Source organism: Paenibacillus sp. CECT 9249, from assembly GCF_918697855.1.
Lineage (GTDB): Bacteria > Bacillota > Bacilli > Paenibacillales > Paenibacillaceae > MSJ-34.
The window spans coordinates 233,288-255,774 of the sequence record NZ_CAKKLI010000004.1 but is presented as its reverse complement, the minus strand read 5'-3'; the positions used below and the strand labels follow the sequence as shown (position 1 = coordinate 255,774).

Annotated in this window: 23 protein-coding genes; all 23 read right to left on the bottom strand. The window is 52.3% G+C overall.

What is annotated here, in order from left to right; translation table 11 throughout:
* Positions 1–198: 198 nt before the first annotated feature.
* The 23 genes from LQ229_RS06310 to LQ229_RS06200 all read right to left on the bottom strand — a co-directional run bounded on the left by LQ229_RS06310 (position 199) and on the right by LQ229_RS06200 (position 22,303).
* On the bottom strand, positions 199–906 hold the full coding sequence (locus tag LQ229_RS06310; RefSeq protein ID WP_216539778.1) for a DnaD domain-containing protein: 708 nt from the start codon (positions 904–906) through the stop codon (positions 199–201).
* Between the two features lie 87 nt (positions 907–993).
* On the bottom strand, positions 994–2,289 hold the full coding sequence (gene asnS / locus LQ229_RS06305; protein ID WP_216539777.1) for an asparagine--tRNA ligase: 1,296 nt from the start codon (positions 2,287–2,289) through the stop codon (positions 994–996).
* Positions 2,290–2,304: 15 nt separating this feature from the next.
* Complete coding sequence (locus tag LQ229_RS06300) at positions 2,305–3,519, bottom strand: acetate kinase (RefSeq protein WP_216539776.1); 1,215 nt, start codon at positions 3,517–3,519, stop codon at positions 2,305–2,307.
* Positions 3,516–4,388, bottom strand: a complete 873-nt coding sequence (locus tag LQ229_RS06295) for a 3-hydroxyacyl-CoA dehydrogenase NAD-binding domain-containing protein (protein ID WP_216539799.1) — start codon at positions 4,386–4,388, stop codon at positions 3,516–3,518. The genes LQ229_RS06300 and LQ229_RS06295 overlap by 4 nt, the downstream gene beginning before the upstream one ends.
* A gap of 100 nt (positions 4,389–4,488) precedes the next feature.
* Positions 4,489–5,991 (bottom strand): AAA family ATPase, encoded by a 1,503-nt coding sequence (locus LQ229_RS06290; protein ID WP_230191190.1) that lies wholly within the window; start codon positions 5,989–5,991, stop codon positions 4,489–4,491.
* Entirely contained in the window at positions 5,984–6,517 is a 534-nt protein-coding gene (locus LQ229_RS06285) for a hypothetical protein (RefSeq protein ID WP_216539774.1), read from the bottom strand. Before LQ229_RS06285 ends, LQ229_RS06290 begins: the two co-directional genes overlap by 8 nt.
* 157 nt (positions 6,518–6,674) lie before the next feature.
* Complete coding sequence (locus LQ229_RS06280; RefSeq protein ID WP_216539773.1) at positions 6,675–7,085, bottom strand: cytochrome-c oxidase; 411 nt, start codon at positions 7,083–7,085, stop codon at positions 6,675–6,677.
* Positions 7,086–7,191: 106 nt separating this feature from the next.
* Positions 7,192–7,689 (bottom strand): DUF5590 domain-containing protein, encoded by a 498-nt coding sequence (locus tag LQ229_RS06275; protein ID WP_216539772.1) that lies wholly within the window; start codon positions 7,687–7,689, stop codon positions 7,192–7,194.
* Positions 7,690–7,706: 17 nt separating this feature from the next.
* Positions 7,707–9,008, bottom strand: a complete 1,302-nt coding sequence (locus LQ229_RS06270; RefSeq protein WP_216539771.1) for an amidohydrolase — start codon at positions 9,006–9,008, stop codon at positions 7,707–7,709.
* Positions 8,986–9,648 carry a redox-sensing transcriptional repressor Rex gene (locus LQ229_RS06265; protein WP_216539770.1) on the bottom strand — a complete coding sequence of 221 codons (663 nt, stop codon included), beginning with the start codon at positions 9,646–9,648 and terminating at the stop codon, positions 8,986–8,988. Before LQ229_RS06265 ends, LQ229_RS06270 begins: the two co-directional genes overlap by 23 nt.
* A complete protein-coding gene (gene dinG / locus LQ229_RS06260; protein ID WP_230191189.1) occupies positions 9,626–12,520 on the bottom strand; it encodes an ATP-dependent DNA helicase DinG in 2,895 nt (964 codons plus the stop codon). The genes LQ229_RS06265 and dinG overlap by 23 nt, the downstream gene beginning before the upstream one ends.
* Before the next feature lie 70 nt (positions 12,521–12,590).
* On the bottom strand, positions 12,591–13,193 hold the full coding sequence (locus LQ229_RS06255; protein ID WP_356709797.1) for a tetratricopeptide repeat protein: 603 nt from the start codon (positions 13,191–13,193) through the stop codon (positions 12,591–12,593).
* Positions 13,194–13,347: 154 nt separating this feature from the next.
* On the bottom strand, positions 13,348–13,731 hold the full coding sequence (gene panD, locus LQ229_RS06250) for an aspartate 1-decarboxylase (protein WP_230191188.1): 384 nt from the start codon (positions 13,729–13,731) through the stop codon (positions 13,348–13,350).
* Complete coding sequence (panC, locus tag LQ229_RS06245) at positions 13,716–14,657, bottom strand: pantoate--beta-alanine ligase (protein ID WP_216539766.1); 942 nt, start codon at positions 14,655–14,657, stop codon at positions 13,716–13,718. The genes panD and panC overlap by 16 nt, the downstream gene beginning before the upstream one ends.
* On the bottom strand, positions 14,654–15,562 hold the full coding sequence (gene panB / locus LQ229_RS06240) for a 3-methyl-2-oxobutanoate hydroxymethyltransferase (protein WP_230191187.1): 909 nt from the start codon (positions 15,560–15,562) through the stop codon (positions 14,654–14,656). Before panB ends, panC begins: the two co-directional genes overlap by 4 nt.
* A 304-nt stretch (positions 15,563–15,866) precedes the next feature.
* Complete coding sequence (locus LQ229_RS06235) at positions 15,867–16,838, bottom strand: biotin--[acetyl-CoA-carboxylase] ligase (RefSeq protein WP_216539798.1); 972 nt, start codon at positions 16,836–16,838, stop codon at positions 15,867–15,869.
* The gene (locus tag LQ229_RS06230; RefSeq protein ID WP_216539764.1) at positions 16,831–18,192 is read right to left on the bottom strand and encodes a CCA tRNA nucleotidyltransferase; all 1,362 of its coding nucleotides are present in this window, start codon (positions 18,190–18,192) and stop codon (positions 16,831–16,833) included. Before LQ229_RS06230 ends, LQ229_RS06235 begins: the two co-directional genes overlap by 8 nt.
* The gene (gene bshA / locus LQ229_RS06225; protein ID WP_216539763.1) at positions 18,192–19,358 is read right to left on the bottom strand and encodes an N-acetyl-alpha-D-glucosaminyl L-malate synthase BshA; all 1,167 of its coding nucleotides are present in this window, start codon (positions 19,356–19,358) and stop codon (positions 18,192–18,194) included. The genes LQ229_RS06230 and bshA overlap by 1 nt, the downstream gene beginning before the upstream one ends.
* Positions 19,359–19,439: 81 nt before the next feature.
* A complete protein-coding gene (bshB1, locus tag LQ229_RS06220; RefSeq protein WP_216539762.1) occupies positions 19,440–20,138 on the bottom strand; it encodes a bacillithiol biosynthesis deacetylase BshB1 in 699 nt (232 codons plus the stop codon).
* Positions 20,135–20,557, bottom strand: coding sequence for a methylglyoxal synthase (mgsA, locus tag LQ229_RS06215; protein WP_216539761.1), 423 nt, complete (start codon positions 20,555–20,557; stop codon positions 20,135–20,137). The genes bshB1 and mgsA overlap by 4 nt, the downstream gene beginning before the upstream one ends.
* Positions 20,558–20,576: 19 nt before the next feature.
* Positions 20,577–21,380, bottom strand: a complete 804-nt coding sequence (gene dapB, locus LQ229_RS06210; protein WP_290370020.1) for a 4-hydroxy-tetrahydrodipicolinate reductase — start codon at positions 21,378–21,380, stop codon at positions 20,577–20,579.
* Positions 21,364–21,909, bottom strand: coding sequence for a tetratricopeptide repeat protein (locus LQ229_RS06205; RefSeq protein WP_216539759.1), 546 nt, complete (start codon positions 21,907–21,909; stop codon positions 21,364–21,366). The genes dapB and LQ229_RS06205 overlap by 17 nt, the downstream gene beginning before the upstream one ends.
* A gap of 58 nt (positions 21,910–21,967) precedes the next feature.
* Positions 21,968–22,303 carry a nucleotide pyrophosphohydrolase gene (locus LQ229_RS06200; RefSeq protein WP_230191185.1) on the bottom strand — a complete coding sequence of 112 codons (336 nt, stop codon included), beginning with the start codon at positions 22,301–22,303 and terminating at the stop codon, positions 21,968–21,970.
* Between the last annotated feature and the right edge of the window lie 184 nt (positions 22,304–22,487).

Genomic DNA, 22,487 nt, shown 5'->3' with positions numbered 1-22,487 from the left:
GGTAAATGACTTGATTTTCGGGCTGGGTTTAGTTTGGTGCTGTCATTTTCCCTGACTCCCTTGCTTTACGGCCAAGAAAATTTCCAATTCTCAAGAATCAGGGACTTGACATCTTACCGCTGGACTTAGATAAGAAATTGTCTTCTTAGTCTATGAGGTATTCCGGCAATTATTGCCGATCGCGATAATAGGAAACGGCTACGTTCTGCCTCCGGAACGAAACTTTTGGGTATAGGCTTTCGCCTCTTCGACAGTGCGGACGCGATTGCGCATCCATTCGAGCAAAATGCGGTCTATGTAACGGAAATGAACTTTGCCGGCAAAAACCGCTTCCTTGAGCGCCAGCAAGATTAACGGTTCCGGATAACGGTCTTTATCGATCCAACCGGCAATCGTCTCGCATTCCATCGGCGATAGCGGCCGGCCGAATTCCTGTTCGAAAATCGTAAACAAATTGGCGCTTTCCGTTTCGCTTTCCGTTTGAAGCGCTGCCGCCTGCGGCACGGCTTCCTGCCGTCGCCGCTGCTTCCGCAGCCTTGCCTCCTCCGCAACGCTTTCTCCCAATTTGTCATATAAACCGGATAAATTATAGCTTTCATACTGAATGTTCGTATCGGGATCGATATCTTCATCTATCGTTAGAAATCCGAGTTTCATCAAGCGCTGCAGCGCCTGAATCGTCATTTCCGGATCGGCGCCCATTCGCTCCTGCAGTTCCTCGATCGTCGGAAAATCTTTCTGCTCCCGCTGTTTAAAGCCGGATAAATGGATGAGCAGCATCACTTCCGTATCGCTTAGCTTCCATTTGCGGTAATGACGCAAGAGCGCATACGGAATATTCACGCCGCCTTCTTCCATGCCGGATGAAATTCCTTTGGCATACGCCTTCCACATTTCTTCGCTCACTTCGATGCTCCTCCCCGAACCGATATATGAAACGGAAGGCCGAAATATCGGCCTCCCTTGCTGTTCTCTATATATGCACAACGCTCGTTACGGATACAACCGATACAGCATCCGCGGGAAAGGTATCGTTTCGCGGACGTGGTCCAAACCGCAAATCCAGGCGACCGTCCGTTCCAAGCCGAGGCCGAATCCCGAATGCGGCACCGTACCGTACTTGCGCAAATCCAAATACCATTGGTACGCTTCCGTCGAAAGCTCATGTTCTTGAAAACGTTCCGCGAGCAATTCCGGATCGTCGATCCGCTGCGATCCGCCGATGATTTCCCCGTATCCTTCCGGCGCGATCATATCGGCGCATAAGACGACTTCGGGGCGATTCGGATCCGGCTTCATATAGAACGCTTTAATTTGCGTAGGGTAGTGGGTGATGAATACCGGTTTGTCGTATTTTTCCGCAATCGCCGTTTCATGCGGCGCGCCAAAGTCTTCGCCCCAAGGAATATCGAATCCTTGTCCATGCAAAAACTCGATCGCCTCGTCATACGTAATGCGCGGAAAAGGCTCCTTGATGCTTTCCAGCTTCGAAATGTCGCGGCCAAGCGTTTCCAGTTCCTTGCGGCAATGCTGCAATACCGATTGTACGACATAGGAAACGAATTGTTCCTGTACCCGCAAATTTTCTTCGTGATCGACGAAAGCCATCTCCGGTTCGATCATCCAGAACTCGATTAGATGCCGGCGCGTCTTCGACTTCTCGGCGCGAAACGTCGGCCCGAAGGAATATACCTTCCCGAGCGCCATCGCCGCCGCTTCCATGTACAGCTGCCCGCTTTGGGTTAAGTACGCGTCTTCTTCGAAATATTTCGTATGGAACAGATTCGTCGTTCCTTCGCAAGACGAGGGCGTCAAGATCGGCGGATCGACGAGCGTAAATCCGCGTTCGTCGAAAAATTGCTGGATCGCCCGAATAATTTGCGCGCGAATGACGAGAATCGCCCGCTGCCGCGGGGCACGGATCCATAAATGGCGGCGGTCCATCAAATAATCGACGCCATGCTCTTTCGGCGTGATCGGATAATCCTCCGTCAAATGAATGATGTCCACCCCTGTTACCGTTAGTTCGTATCCGGATTGGCTGCGCGGCTCTTCGCGCACGATTCCGGTAACGTATAGCGAGCTTTCCTGCGTCAAGCTTTTGACCGATTCCCACAGTTCGTCCGATACTTCGCTGCGGACGACAACGCCTTGAATATAACCTGTTCCGTCACGCAGCTGCAGAAATTGGATTTTCCCGCTGGAACGCTTGTTATGCACCCAGCAGCCGATCGTAACCGTTTGGCCGACATGGCGGCCGCAATCGGATATTACGCTTTTATTCGTCATCGACATCGTACTCCCTTACGATTTGTTTTGTGCTTCCAGAACGAGCCGGTTCGTATCGCGCGCGATCATCAATTCTTCATTCGTCGGCACGACAAGCACTTCGACTTTCGAATTCGCCGTCGATATGCGGCGCGGCTCTTTCGAGCGAACCAGATTGGCCTCCGCGTCAAGTTCGACGCCGAGGAACGTCAACTGCTCGCAAATGCGCTGGCGAAGCACGACGGCATTCTCGCCCGCCCCGGCCGTGAAGACGATCGCGTCGACACCGTCCATCGCCGCCGTATAGGCGCCGATATATTTGCGGATGCGATATTCGTACATATCGAAAGCAAGCTTGGAGTTGGCGTCTCCTTCTTCCATGCCGTCGATTATTTCGCGCATATCGCTGCTGACTCCGGAAATCGCCAGCAGCCCGCTATGCTTGTTCAGCATCGAATTAACCTCGTTCAAGGTCAAATCTTCCTTGTTCATCGTAAACGGCACGATCGCCGGATCGAGATCGCCGCTGCGCGTCCCCATCATTAAACCTTCAAGCGGGGTCATTCCCATGCTCGTATCTACCGAATCCCCGTAGCGCACGGCCGTCAAGCTGGCCCCGTTCCCGATATGGCAAGTAATGATTTTCAGCTGATCGAGCGGGCGTCCGAGATATTCGGCCGCTTTCTTGCTGACGTAATCATGCGATGTCCCGTGAAAACCGTAACGGCGGATTTTATGCTTTTTATACAATACTCTCGGGATCGCGTAAAGATACGCCTTCGTCGGCATCGTTTGATGAAAGGCCGTGTCGAATACGACCGCCTGCGGAATGCCGGGCATATTCGATTCGGTCGCTTTAATGCCCATCATCGCCGGCGGATTGTGAAGCGGAGCCAAGTCGAACAAGCTGCGAATTTCCGACTTCACGGCGGAATCTACAAGCACAGAGCTTTTGAAAGCTTCCCCGCCGTGCACGACGCGATGTCCGACCGCTTCGATTTCGGATACGGAGGATAAGACGCCGTGCTCCTCATCCGTCAAAATGTCCAACACTTTGCGCACCGCCGTCGTATGGTCCAAAATTTCGCTTACTTCGCTTATTTCCGCGCGGCCCGCCGGTTCGTGCTTCAGTATCGAGGAATCCATGCCGATCCGCTCGACCAAACCTTTCGCCAAGACGCTTTCGTCTTTCATATCGTACAATTGATATTTTAGAGAAGAGCTGCCTGCGTTAATAACTAGTATTTTCATATTCTGTCCCCATCCTTATCGTATCTGAAAAATCCTTCGCCCGTTTTTACGCCTAAGTTGCCGGCACGCACCATCTTTTTCAACAATACGGCGGGACGATACTTAATGTCCCCGAATTCCCTGAACATCCGTTCCATTGCGGCCAATACGGAATCGAGCCCGAAACGGTCCGCCATTTCGAACGGGCCGTGCTGGAAGGCATAGCCGATCCGCATTGCGTCGTCGATATCTTGGGCGGAAGCTACGCCTTCTTGCAAAGCATGAAGCGCCTCGTTAATGAGCGTACAAATAATCCGCGTCGTAACAAAACCCGGAGATTCGTAAACCATGATGCCTTTTTTCGAGATCACTTCTTCCACGAACCGTTTCGCTTCCAGAAATGTGTCTTCCGACGTTTTCAAGCCGCGAACCAATTCCACCAAATCCACTTTCGAAACCGGATAAATAAAGTGAATGCCGATAACCCGTTCCGGATACTTCGTTGAGCTGGCAAGTTCCGTCAAGCTTAATGTGGACGTATTGCTCGCAAGTATAATATGGCTTGGGCAAACCGTGTCCAATTCGGCGAATACCCTCTTCTTCGCTTCCAGATCTTCCGATATCGATTCGATGACCATATCGCAAGAACCCAACTCGGCAAAATGATCGACTTTATGAATCCGTGACAGAATGAGCTTCTTCTCGGCGAGCGTAATCGCCCATTTCTCCAATTGCTTATCCAAACTCGTCTCGATCATTTGATACGCGTGATCTAATTTGTCGCGGGTCTGCTCGACCAAGAGCACATCCAGCCCTTTCACGGCCAGCATTTCCGCGATCCCTTGTCCCATCGTTCCGCCGCCGATAACGCCTATTTTTTTGAAGAACATCGTTTCTTTCTCCATCCTTTCGCTTTCCTATCCATTATCTTTTTCTCTCGTCTCTATCTTATCATGGATATGTTAATTATAACAAAAAACCAGCGCAAAATTAGGCTGGTAATTGTTTGTGTTCACAAAAAATTCGTCGAAATTGCTCGCCGGAAAGTATTTCTTCGTTCATCAGCAAATCGAGCGAGTGATGGAACACATCGATATGCTCCTCTAACTGCCGCTTTGTCTTATCCATCAACTCTTCCAATATTGCGGCGTTTTCTTTCATCAGCTCTTCCTTCGTGACCATTTGCACGTCGACGATGCCCAAATTCGTCAAACCCGACTTCATCATCGTTTGCACGATGTTCAACGCCTGCTCGAAATCGTTCGTCGAGCCGGTGCTTCGGCCGCCGTAGAAAATTTCCTCCGCCGCCGCGCCGCCGAGCGCAATCATGATTTGCTTCTCCAGGAAATCTTTCGTGTACAAATATTGATCCTGCTGCGGCTGGTGTCTGACAAAGCCGAGCGCCTGCCCGCGCGGACTGAGCGCGACTTGGGATACGCTGTTCGGGCGGACGATTTCGGCGACGACGGCGTGGCCAAGCTCATGCACCGCAACGCGCCGCTTCTCTTCGTAAGTCGCTTCCCGATCCGTTTTCTCTCCCAGCATCACTTTATCGATCGCAAGCGACAAATGGCGCTGCTCGACAAATTCTTTATCTTCGCGCATGGCGTAGATGGCGGCTTCGTTCATCACGCTTTCCAACTGCGCTCCGGAGAAGCCGAACGACTCTTCGGCCACTTTGTCCAAATTGACCTCGTGGTGAAGCGGTTTATTATCCGCATGCAGCTCCAATATATGCTTTCTCCCTTTTTTATCCGGCAAATCCACCTGAATATGGCGGTCGAACCGACCCGGACGGAGTAAGGCGCTGTCCAGCATTTCTTTGCGGTTCGTCGCGGCAATCAGCAAAATGCGCGGCGTATTCGCGGAGTATATGCCGTCCATTTCGGTCAGCAGCTGATTCAACGTTTGATCGTATTCCCGCTGCTGTCCGCCTTCGCGTTTGCCGCCGATCACATCGATCTCATCGATGAAAATGATCGCGTTCTCGCGTTTTTCTTTCAACGCTTGGGAACGCGCCTGTTTGAACAGGTCGCGGATGCGGCCCGCGCCGACGCCGACGTACATCTCGACGAATTCGCTGCCGGACGCGGCGACGAAGACGGAATTGGTGTAATGCGCCGCCGCTTTCGCCATCAGCGTCTTCCCCGTTCCCGGAGGCCCGGTCAGCAATATGCCTTTTAACGGGCGAATGCCGAATTTCCGAATTTCTTCATAACGAACGAGAAAATCAAGCGCTTCGATCAGTTCCTGCTTGGCCCGGTCTTGTCCGCCAATTTGGTCGAACGTAAGGAAGGTCGGCTTTTTGCTCGGATTGTTGCGTCCGTTCGACGCGCCTACCGTGATGCCGCCGCGCATATTCATAAAGAGAAACAGAGCGACGAGCAAGACGGCAACGATGGCGAACGGAGCCAAATTCACCCCGATAAAAGCGAGGAAGGATATGAAAACGAGTGCGAAGCCAATGGCGATTTCTTTGCCCCATTTACGCATTGGGCCACACTCCCATCCTCTCGCCTTGACGCGGCAAAATAACGAATTTGCTTGCATTTCCGTCGGTTAGCGATACATACACATTCATGTCGTCCATTTCGGTTGACGCCTTCAAATTCGAATGCCCTGCGCTTAATTGTTCCAGCGTTTCAGGAATTTGCGTATAATGCTTCGTCTCCATCGCTTCGGCGACAGGGAACAGCGCGCTCGACCACCATTGATCCAACGCAGCGGAAGAGCCGTTCGTGACTTCCACATGAAGCTTGCGGTCGCCGATGATGCCTTTGCCATCCTTCTCAATGCGCTGCACGATTTCGCGCAGGCTGGCTTCCGGCTCCAATTCCAACTTCACGCGAACTTGATCGCGGGTAAATTCGGCATCGGCATGCTTCACTGCGGATATTTGTCTCACTTTATTTACAAGCGGGTTTTGCACCGCCACATTTTGATATAAGAACCAGCCGCCGAACAGAACGAGTCCGGATACGGCAACCGTAATAACCAATGGCAACAGACGCAACTTCACGTAACGTCACCTCTCTCTATATAGAAAATAATATATACTAGAAATACATACTATAGTATATCATACTCTGTATATGCGTTACCTATGTAATGTGTGGAAGTTCCGCCAATAACAAAAAGCTCGGCCGGCCGGCCAAGCTTGGATTTTTTTTGTAAAACTATGCTTTGAGGTTGGTTTTCGTTGAATGACGAATGTCTGCGATGCGCACGTTGGAATACAGGTTAATGACAAAACATAACGCTCCAAGGATAATAAGAATTCCCCCGGCGCCGACGATCGGTCCCCATGGCATTCCCGAGCCTGTCGCCAGCAACGCAATCAATGCTCCCATCATAATAATCAAGCCGACATTCATAAGCCAAAATTGGGCTTTCGCCCACCCGTTATGATCCGCTTTCGGAAACAGTACGTACACGATGCCCGATACCGCGAGAGACAACCAGCCTATCAAGTTGACATGCACATGAACACCCGTGAGCGTATGATCGCCGGCTAAGGACATATAAAGACCAAGCCCCATCGCCAAAATGAAATAAATGACGCTCACTTTCAAAAAGCGCACACCCATCGCACCAACCGACCTCCCATAAAATTTGACAATTTTGTGTCGGATCTAGTATAACAATAAATGGTCGCATTGACAATCATTAATTTACAAAAAATAGTAATGGAGGTCAACGTTTAGGCAATGTATAAGTTGTTAAAAATTCCCCGCTCGCAAATCGGTAAAAATCGTAATAATACCGCTGTTCGCCGCTGTCGTCCTTGCGCTTGTAAAATACTTCCCATATATATTGCCCTTCCCAAACGCCGGGAACGATACGCACGATTTCCGCCCCCGGATAGCGGCTCTTCACGCTGCGCTCGACCTCTTCTTTGGCGACGCCGTCGCTTTGCAGTTCGGCATGAACCGTTGTCCCATCGCGATTGACCCATACGAACATAGTTTGCTTTTGTTCATTTTGTCCGGATACGACCCAATATACGTCTTCCCACACCGATTTTTGAACCGCGGTGACTTCGGCCAAGTCGCTTTCCCGCAACGCGATGCGGCTCGCTTCGTTCTCCTCGTTCCAAACCGGGGTTTGAATATAAACGTAATATTGATGCAGGCCGATCAAGAGCAGGACCGCGGCGCACAAGACGATGATAATCCATTTCCTTTTATTCATGCCGGCAAATATCCTTTCTACCGCTGCAGCAAGCCTTCGAAGCAAGCCTGCGCTTCGCGGCGCACTTTTTCTTCATCCAACGTCAGGCATTCGCCGTCCCGCACAATTGGCTTGCCGTCCACCCAGACATGAGCCACGTCTTTCGCCGACGCGGAATAGACGGCATGAGAAATGAGATCGGTGTGCGGCACAAAATGCGCTTGATCGATATCGATCGCGATGAAATCGGCCTTCATGCCGGCTTGCAGCAAGCCGACGTTGTTCAAAGCGATCGAACGCGCGCCATATACCGTCCCCATGCGGAGCGCTTCGGCGGCGGGAACCGCGGTCGGATCGCCGGAGACGCCTTTATGGATGAGAGCCGCCAATCGTATTTCTTCGAACATGTCGAGATTGTTGTTGCTGGCGGCGCCGTCGGTGCCGAGCGATACGGTAACGCCCGCTTTGAGCAGTTCGGGAACGCGCGCTACGCCGCTCGCCAGCTTCAGATTGCTGCCGGGATTATGCGACACGCTTACTTGATGGCGCGAAAGCACCTCGATTTCGTCGTCCGTTAAATGAACCGCATGGGCCACTAGCGAAGGACGCGAGAAAAAGCCAAGTCTCTCCAAATGAGCGACCGGCCGCAAACCGTAATCTTTCACATTCTGCTTGACTTCGGCGCGCGTTTCCGACATATGCGTATGCAGCGGCAAATCGAGATCGTGGGCCGCCTGCACGAATTGTTCGATAAAAGCGGGCGGGCAAGTATAAGGAGCGTGCGGAGACATCATCGCCGTAATACGCCCTTCCGCCTTGCCATGCCAATCCTGCGCGAACTGAATGGCTTCCGCCAATTTGGCTTTTTGGACCTCTTCCGGACATAACCCGATGGCGCCGCGCATCAAGCAGGCGCGAATGCCGGATTGTACCGTTACTTTCGCCACTTCGTCCATATGATCGTACATATCGAGGAACGTCGTCGTGCCGCCCTTGAGCATTTCGAGCACGGATAGGGCGGTGCCCCAGTATACGTCTTGCGACGTAAATTTGGCTTCCATCGGCCACATTTTGTCCTGCAGCCACACTTGCAGCGCAAGATCGTCCCCGTATCCGCGCAGCAAAGACATGGCGGCATGTCCGTGCGTGTTGATTAAGCCCGGCATGAAGAACAAGCCTTTGCCGTCCACCGTTTCGATCTCATCCGGCAAGTCGTCCGGAAGATCGCCGCCGACGTAACGGATCAAGTCGTCTTCGATGACCATATATCCGTATACAACCGGCCGATCCGCGTCCAGTGTGGCGAAGTACCCGTTTTTAATCATCCATTGCTTCGTCATGTTCTTCCGACTCCTTTTCGTTTTGCAAATAATAGGCCAGGCTTAATAGATCGGTCGTGAAATCGGCCGTATGGATTCGAATATGAGGCGGCACTTTCAAAATGACCGGAGCAAAATTCAAGATCGCCTTTACCCCCGCATCGATAAATTGATCGGCGACATGCTGCGCCTCCGCGGCCGGAACCGTAATAATGCCGATTCGTACGTTCAACCGTTGGACCGTCTCCTTCAGCTCGCTCATCGGTTGAATGGTCAAAGCGTTCAATTTCGAACCGATCTTCGGTTCGTACGCGTCGAAGACGGCAACGATTTTCATGTTGTCTTTTAAATAGGCATTATAATTGCTCAACGCATGACCCAAGTTCCCGGCACCGACGAGCGCTACATTAATAGGTTGATTCAGTTTCAATATTTGTCTGATTTTTTGAATTAAATAAGCGACATCGTAGCCGATGCCTTTGCGTCCGAATTCACCGAAATAGGCCAAATCTTTACGGATTTGCGCGGGGTTCAAATCCAATTTCAATCCTAAATCTTGCGACGATACGGTCAACACTTCCCGCTGTTGCAATTCGTTTAGATAACGCAAATAAATCGGAAGACGGCGCACGACCGCTTCAGATATTTTCTCCGCTTTCATCGGCAACCTCCATTTCTTCGTTTTGCGACAGCCATTCTTGTATTCTCGGAACGATTTGGTGGAGCGGCATATGCTCCATTTTCGGTCCAGGCAAGGAATATAAAAAATATTTGCCATAGTAAGATTCAATGACGCGCGTATCGTATATAATGACGATGCCCCGGTCCTGCGCGGTTCGAACGAGACGTCCGAATCCTTGCTTGAAACGGATGACCGCTTGCGGCACGGAAAGCTTCATGAACGGATTTTTTTTCTGTTTTTGCAAAAGATCCGATTTCGCTTCCATCAGCGGATGATTCGGCGGCTGAAACGGCAAGCGCACGATGGCGAGACAAGTTAACGCATCCCCCGGCAAATCGACGCCTTCCCAGAAACTGCTCGTTCCGAGCAATACGGATGCCGATTGATCCTGGAAACGGCGCGTCAGCTTGCTGCGGTTGCCGCTATCGATGCCCTGTCCCAGAACTTGAATATTGCTGGCGTTCAGTATTTCTTTCAAAGGTTCGTATACTTGCTTCATCATGCGGTACGATGTAAACAAGACAAGCATCCGTCCTTGCGTCGCTACCGCCGTTTCCGCAAGCGATTCCACCAGTTTTGCGATGAAATCGGCGTCTGCGAACGATCCTTTCAACGTCGGAAAATCGCGGGGAATGACGACGAGCGCCTGTTTGCGGTATTGGAACGGAGACGGAAGCTGAACGCTGCGGAGCTTCTCTTGTTCTTGCGCCTCGACGAGTCCCAATTGCTCGCAAAAGTACTGAAACGATTTATCCACCGTAAGCGTGGCGGAAGTCATAATAATGCTCTTCTTGGCGTCGAAGAAATATTCCTTCAGTTGCCGGCTGACATCGGCCGGAACGGCGAACATTTGCAGCGACTTGCTGCGGAAGTTAGCGTTCGCCTCGAGCCAATAAACCGTTGCGGGATCGTTCAATTTCATGAAAAGACGCAATTCGTCGCGATGTCTCGCCATGTCCTTGAACAGTCCCGCAAGATCCGTCACGATGCTTTGGATGCTGAATTCCTCTTGATTGTCCTTCAATTCGTTAATCAATTTATCCGCGGCGCGCAGCACTTCGTTTGATTCAATATAGATGTTGTTCTCCAGATCGGCAAGCGGCTCCCATTCTTGCTGCAGCTCTTGCCATTGCAGACGGTGCACGAACTGCCCCGCCTCGGTTGCGCCTCCGTCATTCGAACGTTGCGGCAGCAGCGCGAACAGCAGCTCGGTCAATTTGTCCCAATATTCTTTAATATTAATGAGGGAAGGATACATCCGATTGACCGTTTCGCTCCATGAAGCCGCTTTTTCGTTGCCGGACAGTTGCAGCTTGGCATGCAGGTTGGGGAGTTGTCCCGATTTGCTGTCTTTCAACAGCCTCGTCAACGTATGGACCATTGAAAAATACTTCAAATGCAAACCGAGATGCTTGCCCGCAACCTCCTCCAAATGATGCGCCTCGTCGATGACCAAATGATCGTAGCCTGGCAGCAAGCGATGCTCCGCGCGTATATCGGTAAAGAGCATCGAATGGTTGGTGATAACGACGTCGGCAAGGTTCGCATCGTTCTTCGCCCGGTGGTAGAAGCATTTGCGGAACCACGGACAGGCCCGGTTCAGGCATGAATCCGAGTCGCTCGCCACCGTATCCCAAAATTCCATCCCTTTGCTTGCAAAATGCAATTCCTCGTCGTCGCCGTGTTCCGTCATGCTGAGCCAGACGATCATTTGCGCCGCCGTAATGACATCGTCCTTCGGATGAAGGAATTCTTTCGTATTCAATTTATGTTCAAACTTACGCAAGCATAAATAGTGCCGGCGCCCTTTGAGCACCGAAACTTGAAAATCGACAGGCAGAACGCTTTCCAGCAAAGGAACGTCCCGCTGCCTGATCTGCTCCTGCAAATTGATCGTATGCGTGCTTACGACGACTTTCCGTTCGTTCTTCACGCTATAATAAATCGAAGGGATAAGATATCCCAACGATTTGCCCGTACCCGTGCCCGCTTCCACCATCAGATGGTTGTCCTGCTCGAACGCTTGCATCACTTCTTCAAACATCATATTTTGCGCCTTGCGCGGCTCGAACTGGGGCATTCGTTCTTTCAATCGCTCCATCGTCATTTCGCGGAACTGCTCGAATGTAACATCCGCCAGCGGATTATCGTCTTCTTCGCTGCGCGGGGGCGTTCTCTCCGTCCAATCGTCGACATTCAAAGCGATTTGGCGGAAATACGTATGCGCCTGTTCGTCGACGGCCATCCGCATTTCCCGCTCCTGCAGCGAATGGACGATAAACCAGCCGGTATCGCTGTCGTCATGCTCGAACAAGGACGCCAGACGTTGCAGCGTAAGCAGCGGCAGATCGTCCAGCTTCTCCATACATTTCAACCAAATATGCGCCGTAGCCAAGGCGTCGCTGTCCGCCTGGTGGGGACGGTCATGCGGAACGCCGAAATGCGACGAAACGTTTCCCAATTGATAGCTGGTCAAGGAAGGGAATAAAATGCGCAAAAAATCGATCGTATCCAAGATCCGGCCCGTAAACGGCAAATACCCCGTCAAATCGAGCGCTTGCCGCAAAAAATTATAGTCGAAAGCGACATGATGTCCGATCAGCACAACATCGTTCAGCAGCGGCACGAGCTCCATCATCATGTCGTCCAATGACTGCGCTTCCTCGACGTCTTTGTCGGTAATGCCCGTTAATTGGGTAATAAACGGAGGAATATTTGTGCTTGGTTTCACAAAGGATTGGTACACATGTTCAATTGTCAGATCGTGATTTATAATGGCAAGCCCGACCTGAATGATTTCATCGGCGGGCTGGTTTCCGGTCGTTTCAAAATCTAGAACTGCAAATTTCATCGGTTATTATTGTCCCTTCATTCCAATCTCCTATAAGCATAACAGAAGATTGGAATTTTGGAAATTGCCTTTACATGAAAGAAGTCAATTCGCTGCCGTATTGCAATGTACCGTCGTTGTATTGGCATACCTTCAAATTTGCGAGCGGTTCCTGCAATTGGGGGTCGGTTTGATGGGCGAGTTTAAAATATTCTTGCGCTTTTTCGAAATTTTTCCTTTGCGCTTGGATGCATCCGAGCGCATTGTAAGAAATCGCCTTTACCTTTTTGTTATCGGTCAGAGGAATAATGAGTTGAAAATGGCGGTACGCATCATTGCTTTCGCCAAGTTGCAAATAAGCCATGGCCAAATAAATGCGGGAGACGATGCTGTCGGGAAATTGGCTCACGACCGTTTCAAAGGCGTCAATCGCCTGTCTGAACATAAACAGGCGATAGTAGCCTTGTCCGCGCATAAAAGCTTCGCTGCGCGTTTCTGCGGAACTTTCCAGCCATTCCTTCTGTCCTGCCCCTTTGGCCCGAAACGCCCCCATCTTCTCCTCGAACAACAACCACTCTTCAATAATGCCGTCGCTTAGCGCCCGTAGCAGCGCCAATTTTTGGTTCAATTCCTGTTTCGATACGTCCTGCGCCTGAGGATAATGTAGAATGATTTCATCTAACATTTCGTTCATGGTTGCAAACAAATGTTGGAACATCACTGCATCCCACCCTTAACGAAAGTGTACAGCCCAAAAATCATATTGCCGTAACCTCATTTTTTGTTAAGGCGAGCTTTTTAATTCCCCGTTCCAGCCTTTACATAAAGCTGAACAGGCTTAACATTGCTTACAAAATCGTCGCATGAATCTCTTCGCGGTGAACGTCCGTTATTTGATTTCCTTCGCCAAGAATGACGACTTTCGGCTGGAACTTCTTCGCGTCTTCGTCCGACATGATCGCGTACGAAATAATAATGATTTTATCGCCGGGCTGCACCAGTCTGGCCGCCGCGCCGTTTAAACAAATAACGCCGGAGCCCCGCGGTCCCGGAATGACGTACGTTTCCAATCGCGCTCCGTTATTATTGTTTACAATCTGAACTTTTTCATTAACGAGCAGATCCGCTTCATTCATTAAATTTTCATCGATCGTGATGCTGCCGACATAATTCAAATCGGCTTCCGTTACGGTTGCGCGATGCAGCTTCGATTTCATCATCGTTCTAAACATGTGGCTCGTTCCTCCTTGTCGAATAGTTCAACCGCATATGATGCGCGTTGCGGCAGCAACCGGTTGTCGATCAGCCTGGTATGGCCGAATTTCACCGCCAGCGCGACGATGATCGTCTCGCGGCGCTCGCTGATGTCGGTACCCGGTTCAATCGGCTGCAGCGCCGGGAATGTCAATATGTCCACGTAATCGATGCGCGCCAGCGGCGCGCTCTCAATATGCCGCACAATTTGCGATCGCAAAGCTTCCGCCGAGTTCGCGCCTGCGCCGATCCAATCCTCGATGCGACCCAGAGCTTGCGACAAGACGAGCGCCTGCTCGCGCTCTTCCGGACTTAGATAGACGTTGCGCGAACTCATCGCGAGCCCGTCCTCTTCGCGAACGATCGGACACGCCACAATCTCTACGTCGATGTTCAAATCCTGTACCATTTGCTCGATGACCGCAATTTGCTGCGCGTCCTTCAAGCCGAAGAACGCCTTATCGGGCTTAACGATGTTGAATAACTTCGTGACGACCGTCGAAACGCCGTCGAAATGGCCGGGTCTCGAAGCCCCGCACAGCCGCTCCGTAAGCTCGGCGACCTTGACGTATGTTTTCGCGCCGTGTGGATACATCGTCTCCACTGTCGGCATAAACACGACATCTACCCCGGCTTTTCGCGCGATATCCAGGTCCCGCTTCTCGTCGCGCGGATATTTGTCGAGATCTTCGCCCGGTCCGAATTGGATCGGATTGACGAAGATGCTCAAAACGACAATGTCGCATGTTGCTTTCGCTTGCCGCAATAAACTGACATGCCCCTCATGCAAATAGCCCATCGTCGGCACAAAGCCGACCTTGGCTTCCGCCGAAGCGAACGAACGGTTGCGGCGCAGCCGGGCAAGCTCGCTCCGTATATCTTCAATCGCGCCTAATACGATCATTTGGCTGTGTGCGCTCCTCTCTCGCCCGAATTGGCCGTCTCCTCATTCGCATGATTGCCTCCGCCGCCGTACAAGCTCTCGGCAACCGTGTCCGCCGCCGCAAATACGTGGTCCTCGGCCGGGAACGAGCGATCCTTCACTTCTTTGACATATTGCGAAATGCCTTGGCGAATGATGCCGCCGACATCGGCATACGTTTTAACGAATCTTTTCTCATAATATGGGGAAGCGTACCGCACCACGTCGTGGAATACGAGAACTTGCCCGTCGCAGCCGCGGCCGGCGCCGATTCCGATCGTCGGAATCGTAAGTTCCCGCGATATATATTCCGCCACCTGCTCCGTCACCAGCTCAAGCACGACGGCAAACGCGCCTGCGCGTTCCAACGCTTTGGCGTCTTCGAGCAAACGCTTGGCGTCTTGTTCGTCTTTCCCCTGAATCCGGTACCCGCCGATGCGATTGACCGACTGCGGAGTCAAGCCGATATGCCCAAGCACCGGAACGCCCGCCTTCACGCATGCGTCTACGGCGAGGCAAATATCGGCGCCGCCTTCCATCTTAACGGCGTTCGCATGGCCTTCCTGCATAATTCGCGCCGCATTGCGCAGCGTTTGATCGATGCTGCCGTGGTAGGTCAAGAACGGCAGGTCCGTCACGATAAACGTGTGCTGCGCGCCGCGCGCCACGGCCCGGGAGTGGTACACCATATCGTCAAGCGTCACCGGAACGGTCGTTTCATACCCGAGCACGACGTTGCCGAGGGAATCGCCTACCAGAATGATATCGACCCCCGCTTCTTCCGCAAGCTTGGCCGAAGGAAAATCGTATGCCGTTATCATCGTGACCGGAATTCGGTCTTGTTTCATTTTTTTCAATTTCGGTATCGTCAATCGTTGATTGTTCATCGGAAGTTCAACTCCTTTTCTCTTTTGTATTGTGCGCAAAACAAAAAAACCTTTTAGCATTTCCACTAAAAAGGTCCCAACACAAAAAAGAATCACTTGCGATCATCCTTCTGTCTCGGTCCCTGAGGCTCAGAGCAGAATCCATTTCCCACAACGTTATCGCCGGTCCGCACGAACTTTCACGCCGAACCGCCGAATGCGAATATGAAATTATGCGTATATAATTGCTGCCCGAGTGCAATTCGTTCGCACGATATCGCCTCTTGCATAAAAGTATAACATGCCGTACGGCGAAATTCACTATTTAATTTGGCATCTCGATTTCGCCCGAGAACAATTTCAATCGTTCCCCGTCTTTGTTCAACACGATCAAGGCCCCGGTTTCATCCAATTGCTTGGCTACGCAGTCGATCGAGCCGTTCGCCGTACGGACCGTTATCGGACGATTCAACGTCACCGAATTGAGTTCCCATAGCGTGCGAATCGGCGCAAAGCCTTGTTCATGATACAGTTCGTACAACGTTTCGAATTCGCGCATAATGTCGAGGATGATTTCCGCGCGGTCGATCTTGCGCCCCGCTTCGATTCGCAGCGACGTCGCTTTGGCGCGCAGCTCTTCCGGATAATCCGCTTCCGTCAAATTGACGCTAATGCCGATGCCGGCGATGACATGACGGATCCGCTCGTCCTCCGCACTGGATTCGAGCAGTATGCCGCATATTTTGCGGCCGTTCACCAGCAAATCGTTTGGCCATTTAATGCCGACTTTTGCCGGGATGAATTTCTGCAAGCTGCGGCAAATCGCCACGGCGGCCAGCAGCGTCAATTGGGGCGTAAACTGCAGCGATATACGCGGCCTCAGCACGAGGCTCATCCAAATCCCTTTGCCTGACGGCGAGTGCCACGACCGCCCCATGCGGCCCCGCCCTGCCGTTTGCTCTTCGGCAATGACCAGCGCCCCCTCCGGGGCCCCTTGCGCCGCAAGCTGCTGCGCCAACGTTTGCGTCGAGGCCGCCGTTTCAACCAGTTGGATGCTTCGGCCCATCGTTTTCGTATTCATTCTCGCAAGCAAGGCATCCGGATCCAACCGCGCCGGCCTGCCGATATAACGGTAGCCCAGACGGGAGACGGCTTCGAATTCATATCCTTTTTTGCGCAGACGGTTAATTTGCTTCCATACGGCCGTCCGGCTTATTTGCAATTTGCGGCTAATTTCTTCGCCGGATACATATTCGCCCTGCTTATCCAAAAATATTTGCAGCAACGCATCATTCATGGTCATTCATCACTCGTTTCGCTTCGTTTAACAATGCTTCTTTCTCGTTCGGCAACGATTCGACCGCGACTTTCTTCAGCAGCAATTCCAACAACCGCCCAAGCCACGGACCGGGCGGACGCTCGAACAGCGACAGCAAATCTTGCCCGCGGACATCCAGTTCGCGCACACTCGCCGCCCCCATTTCGTTCAACCAACGGCGGCCGTTTGCCGCTGCCGCGCCAAGCTCCGCCACCATGTTCCCGCCGCCGGAAGAAACGGCTTGATCCGCATACGGCGCTTCTACTTCGCGCAGCGCCAGCCAATCCTCGGCCGCGCTTCGGCCGAATTCGAGGGCGGCGTACAACCATATGCGCCGTATTTCCGGCGCCGCAGCCGGGCGGGTCTCCGCCCGTGCGAACTCGGTCCGCAAGCGGGCGTCAAATCGCAGCGCCGCCGTAATCCGCGCGGTCTTGCTCCCTGCGAACGTCAACGTTTGCAGCAGTCCGCGGGCCGCATCGGCATCCGTTTCGCAGCATGCCAGCAGAGCGGCCCAACGCAGCGCCGGGTCGTCCGCGAACGCGGCCGGCCCTTGCAACGAACGCAGGCGCGAACTGCAGCCGTTCCCGTTTCCGCGCTTGGCATCCCAGGCAAGCGACGCGGCAACGGATTGCGGCAGCTTGATGCCGGTATGCTCCATTAACCGGCTGCGCCGCAGCAGTTCGATTGCCCTGAACGGATCGGGCCCCTCGATCATTTTCTCCAATTCGGCCCGGATGCGTTCGACCGCGATGAAGCGAAGCTTGTCCCGATGGCGCAGCAGCGCCGCCCACGTCTCCTTCGCGATCGCAAAACCGTATGTCGCGGCAAACCGGAGGCAGCGCATCATACGCAGCGCGTCTTCCTGAAACCGCGCATCCGCTTCGCCTACGCAACGCACGATTCGCTTGCGGATATCGGCTTGTCCGCCGAAGGGATCGATCAAGCGTCCGTTCCGGTCGAGGGCGATCGCATTCATCGTAAAATCGCGGCGAAGCAAATCATCGCGCAGCTCCGAGATGAATTCGACCTTCGCAGGCCGGCGGAATTTCTCATATGCGGATTCCCTGCGGAATGTCGTCACTTCGAAAGTATGCTCGTTCATGATGACGGTAACGGTCCCGTGCTTTACGCCGGTCGGAGCCGTACGGGGGAAAACGCGCATGACCTCAGCGGGCAACGCTGAGGTCGCAATATCGATATCGGCAATCGGGCGGTCGAGAAGCGCGTCCCGCACGCATCCCCCGACCAAATAGGCTGAATGCCCGTTATCCTGCAGCGCAGCCAGCACGATTCCGGCTTCTTCCCCCAATGAACCTTCGATACGAATTTGCATTATACGCAAACATCCTTGCTTACTCGCGCAGGCGCCGGTCGGCCCAGCACGCGATAATAAATTTGTTCGTATTCCGACATAATCAAATCATTGCAGAATTCGGTCCGCGCCCGATCCAAACAGTTTGCGGATATGCGGGCCGCCAATTGCGGATCGGACAGCAGCCGATAAGCGTAATCCGCCATCTGGTCCGTGTCGCCGATCGGCGCCAAAAATCCGGTTTCCCCATGCGTCACCAGTTCGGGAATGCCTCCCGCCTGGGAGCCTACCGTCGGCACGCCGCATGCCATCGCTTCCAGCGCGACAAGTCCGAAGCTTTCTTTTTCCGAAGGGAGCAGCATCAAGTCGGCGATCGATATCACCTGCGCGACATCGTCCTGCTTGCCAAGAAAGGTGACGCGGTCTTCGAGCCCGAGTTGCTGAATTTTGGATTGGATTTTCGGCAAATCCGGACCTTCGCCGACGAGAACGAGCCGAGTCGGCAGCCGTTCGCTAACTTTGGCGAATATGTCCACAACGTCGGATACCCGTTTCACCGGGCGGAAATTCGAAATATGCATCAAAATTTTCTCATGCGGCGCGGCGATTCCCGCACGCAGATCCGAACAATTCCGCGGATAATATACCCGCTTATCGACGAAATTGTATGTCAGGTCGATATGACGCGTAATTTCCAGCAATTCCTTCGTCTCGGCGATCAAATCTTTGGATACCGCCGTCACCGCATCGCTGTTGTTAATCCCGAAACGGATCATATCTTTCAACGTTTCGTCCTGCGCAAGCACGGTAATATCGGTGCCGTGAAGCGTCGTCACGATCTTCAGCGAATCGCCGAGCATTTGCTTTGCCAAATAAGCGCATATCGCATGCGGAACCGCATAATGGACATGCAAGATATCCAATCCGCGCATGCGCGCCACCTGAGCCATTTTGCTCGCCAGAGACAAATCGTAAGGAGGGTAGCGAAAGACGTAATAATCGCTTACCTCCACTTCATGATAAAATATATTTTTTTGAAACGTACCTAAACGGAACGGAACGCTGTGCGTTATAAAATGCACTTCATGGCCCTTCTCCGCTAGCAATTTTCCAAGCTCCGTCGCCACAACTCCCGAACCGCCAAGAGAAGGGTAACAAGTAATTCCGATTTTCAGCATTTCCCCCATCCGGCATGTTCCTCCTATCGTTATCTGTATTGACCCAGCGTTCATAAGCCGACTATAACATTTATATTATTCGGCGTTTGTTTAAAATAGGTTAATCAAATGAGGCTGCTTGGTCGTAAAGCTTTCCGCGTACCGGACGAGACGCTTCTGTCCCGTCACTCTGTCCCGCGCTTCCACTTGCTCGATATAACCTTGATTCAAAGGCGTCCGCACATATTCCGCTACCGTGCCCGGAGAAGTAAATTGCGAGCGATACGCCTTCAGCGCGTTCAACTTTGTCTCATAAACGGCCGTTACATCGACCGCAAGATCGGAAGGGCCCAAATCATTAATATAGTAGAAATAAAGCTGTTCCACCGTTACCGCCTCGAATTCCGGCATATACCGCCGCAATTTCGCGTTGAAGACGGCTTCCTGCACCATTCTGCTGCACATGACATGATCGGGATGACGATCTTCCCAATACGGCGCGAAGACGATTCGAGGCGCGAAACGGCGAATTTCGCGGACGATCGGATCGATCTGTTCTTTCTCCGCTCGCAGCCCGCGATCGGGCAAGCCCAAATTCGTGCGGGCCGTCAACCCCAGAATGCGCGAAGCTTCTTCGGCCTCGATCCTGCGCGTGTCCACATTGCCGTTGGACGACATTTCCGCATGCGTCAGATCGCAGATTCCTACCTTTATCCCCGCTTGCGTATGTTTGGCGACCGTACCGCCCATTCCGATCTCCGCGTCGTCCGGATGGGCGCCGAAAATAAGAATGTCCAGTCGATCCGTCATTCTTCAATACCCGGCTTATATTTATGGACAAGCTCCCGCCATGCGAAATCGCCGCGGTCCAGCGCCTTCACCAATATTTCCGCCGTCGCGATGTTCGTGGCGACCGGAATGCCCTGCACGTCGCATAGGCGAAGCAGAGCGATAATATCAGGCTCATGCGGCTGCGCCATCAAAGGATCGCGCAGAAAAATGATGAGATCCATCTCGTTCTGTGCGACGAGAGCGCCGATCTGCTGATCTCCTCCAAGCGGACCCGACATGAAACGGTGAATGTTCAGCCCTGTCTTCTCCATAATTCGCATTCCCGTCGTTCCGGTCGAATATAAACGATGCCCTTGAAACACTTTCTCATACGCGGTTACAAAATTAACCATCTCGTCTTTTTTACGATCATGCGCTATAAATGCAATGTCCATCATTTCAGAATCGCCCCATATCTTATTCTATAAAATGGTCAAATCCATAGATCAATCCGGTATATTCCATTACTTTTTTGACGGCAAGGTTTACGCCCGGCATATAACCGGCGCGCTCGTACGAATCGTGGCGGATTTTGAGCGTTTGGCCGAAACCGCCGAATATGACTTCCTGCTGCGCAAAAACGCCCGGCAGACGGACGCTATGTATGCGGAAACCGTTGTAATATCCGCCTCGCGCCCCTTCGATCGTTTCTTCCTCTTTCGGGTTGCCTTGACGCAATTCCTCCCGTACTTGCGAAATAAGCTCGGCCGTTTTCACCGCCGTACCCGACGGCGCATCCAGCTTCTGGTCGCCATGATATTCGATAATTTCCAGGTGGGGGAAATATTTCGCAGCCTGCGCCGCAAATTTCATCATGAGAATGGCCCCGATCGAAAAATTAGGGGCGATTAATCCGCCAATTTGGCGATCTTGGCAAAGCTTGTCCAGCTCTTCGATTTGTTCGGGCGTAAAGCCCGTCGTTCCGATGACAGGCCGCACGCCATGCTCGATCGCCGTCTTCGTATTATGGAATACCGTTTGCGGCGTCGTAAAGTCGACCATGACATCCGGCTTCGAATCGGCCAGCGTCGTTTCGAGATCGGTCGTCACGATGACTTCGGATGCCGGCAATCCGACCAAGGAAGCGGCATCTTTCCCGCCGGAGTGAGGATCGACGGCTGCGACCAATTGCAATGCCTCGTCCTCCAGCACCATTTTTACGACTTCTTTGCCCATTCGCCCGCCTGCGCCTGTTACCGCAACTTTAATTTTTTGCATGATCGCCTGCAACTCCTTCTATTTCGAGATCTTTTGCCAATTTTTGTTTCCAGTCCTCGTATAATACTTTAACCGTTTCGTTGTCGGGATCAAGCTTGCGTGCTTCTCCCAAGCAACGAATCGCCTGATGATAATCTTGCAGCTTCGCGTAGGCTTCGGCCATCAGCACGTAAGCCCGCACCGCGAGCGGATCGAGTTCGACCGCTTGCCGCAGCAGATGAATGGCTGCGTGCGCGTCGATCGCATTGTCGCCCGTATAGTTCTCCGCTTCTTCGATTCGCTCTTTCGCCTGCAAATGCTGTAGATGAAGCCGATACTTCTCATGCTCAGGCTGTAAATCCGACGCGCGTTTCGCATGGACGATCGCTTGCTGCAACCGGCCGCTGCGAGCATACGTAATCGACAGCTTATAATGGTAATCCGGATGATTGCCGTCCAGCAATATCGCCTGTTCGAACCAATAGACGGCACGCCCGAAATCGCCTTGTAGAATGGAATGATAAGCTTGCTTAATCATTTCATCCGCATTCACCGGCCCTTCCTCCTCCCGGCTTCTATCCTGAAGCCACTATAGCATATGAGAAGGGCGGTTATTCGGTGTGTTTTTTCGTCCAACGATCCGCATCCCGCGTGTTGAACTTTTCGAGCACTTGATCATGCGCTTTCGTCAAATCGATTCCGAGCGAATTGGCGAAACATATCGTAATAAAGAGAATATCGCCTAATTCCAGCTCGACCGAGTTTTCGGCTTCGTCCGGCTTTTTCGGCTTTTCTCCGTAACGGTGATTGACTTCGCGGGCCAGTTCCCCGACCTCTTCGACCATCCGCGCAACGAGCGCGAGCGGGCTGAAGTATCCCTCTTTAAATTGGGATATGTAACGATCCACTTCCCGCTGTATTTCCGCTAACGACTTCTCTTCTGCCATAGCCTCGTTCCCCTACCCCTTCTTTATGTTTTTATCAATATGTTATCCTAAAGCCGTATTGAACACAAACCCTTTTTTTGCGGGCCGTCCAAAAATGTTTTGCTCCAACATGAGAAAATCGCGCTTTTCTTCTTGGATAAAAAGAGATACTATATAGAACGGAAATAAAATCATCCGGTTCGGC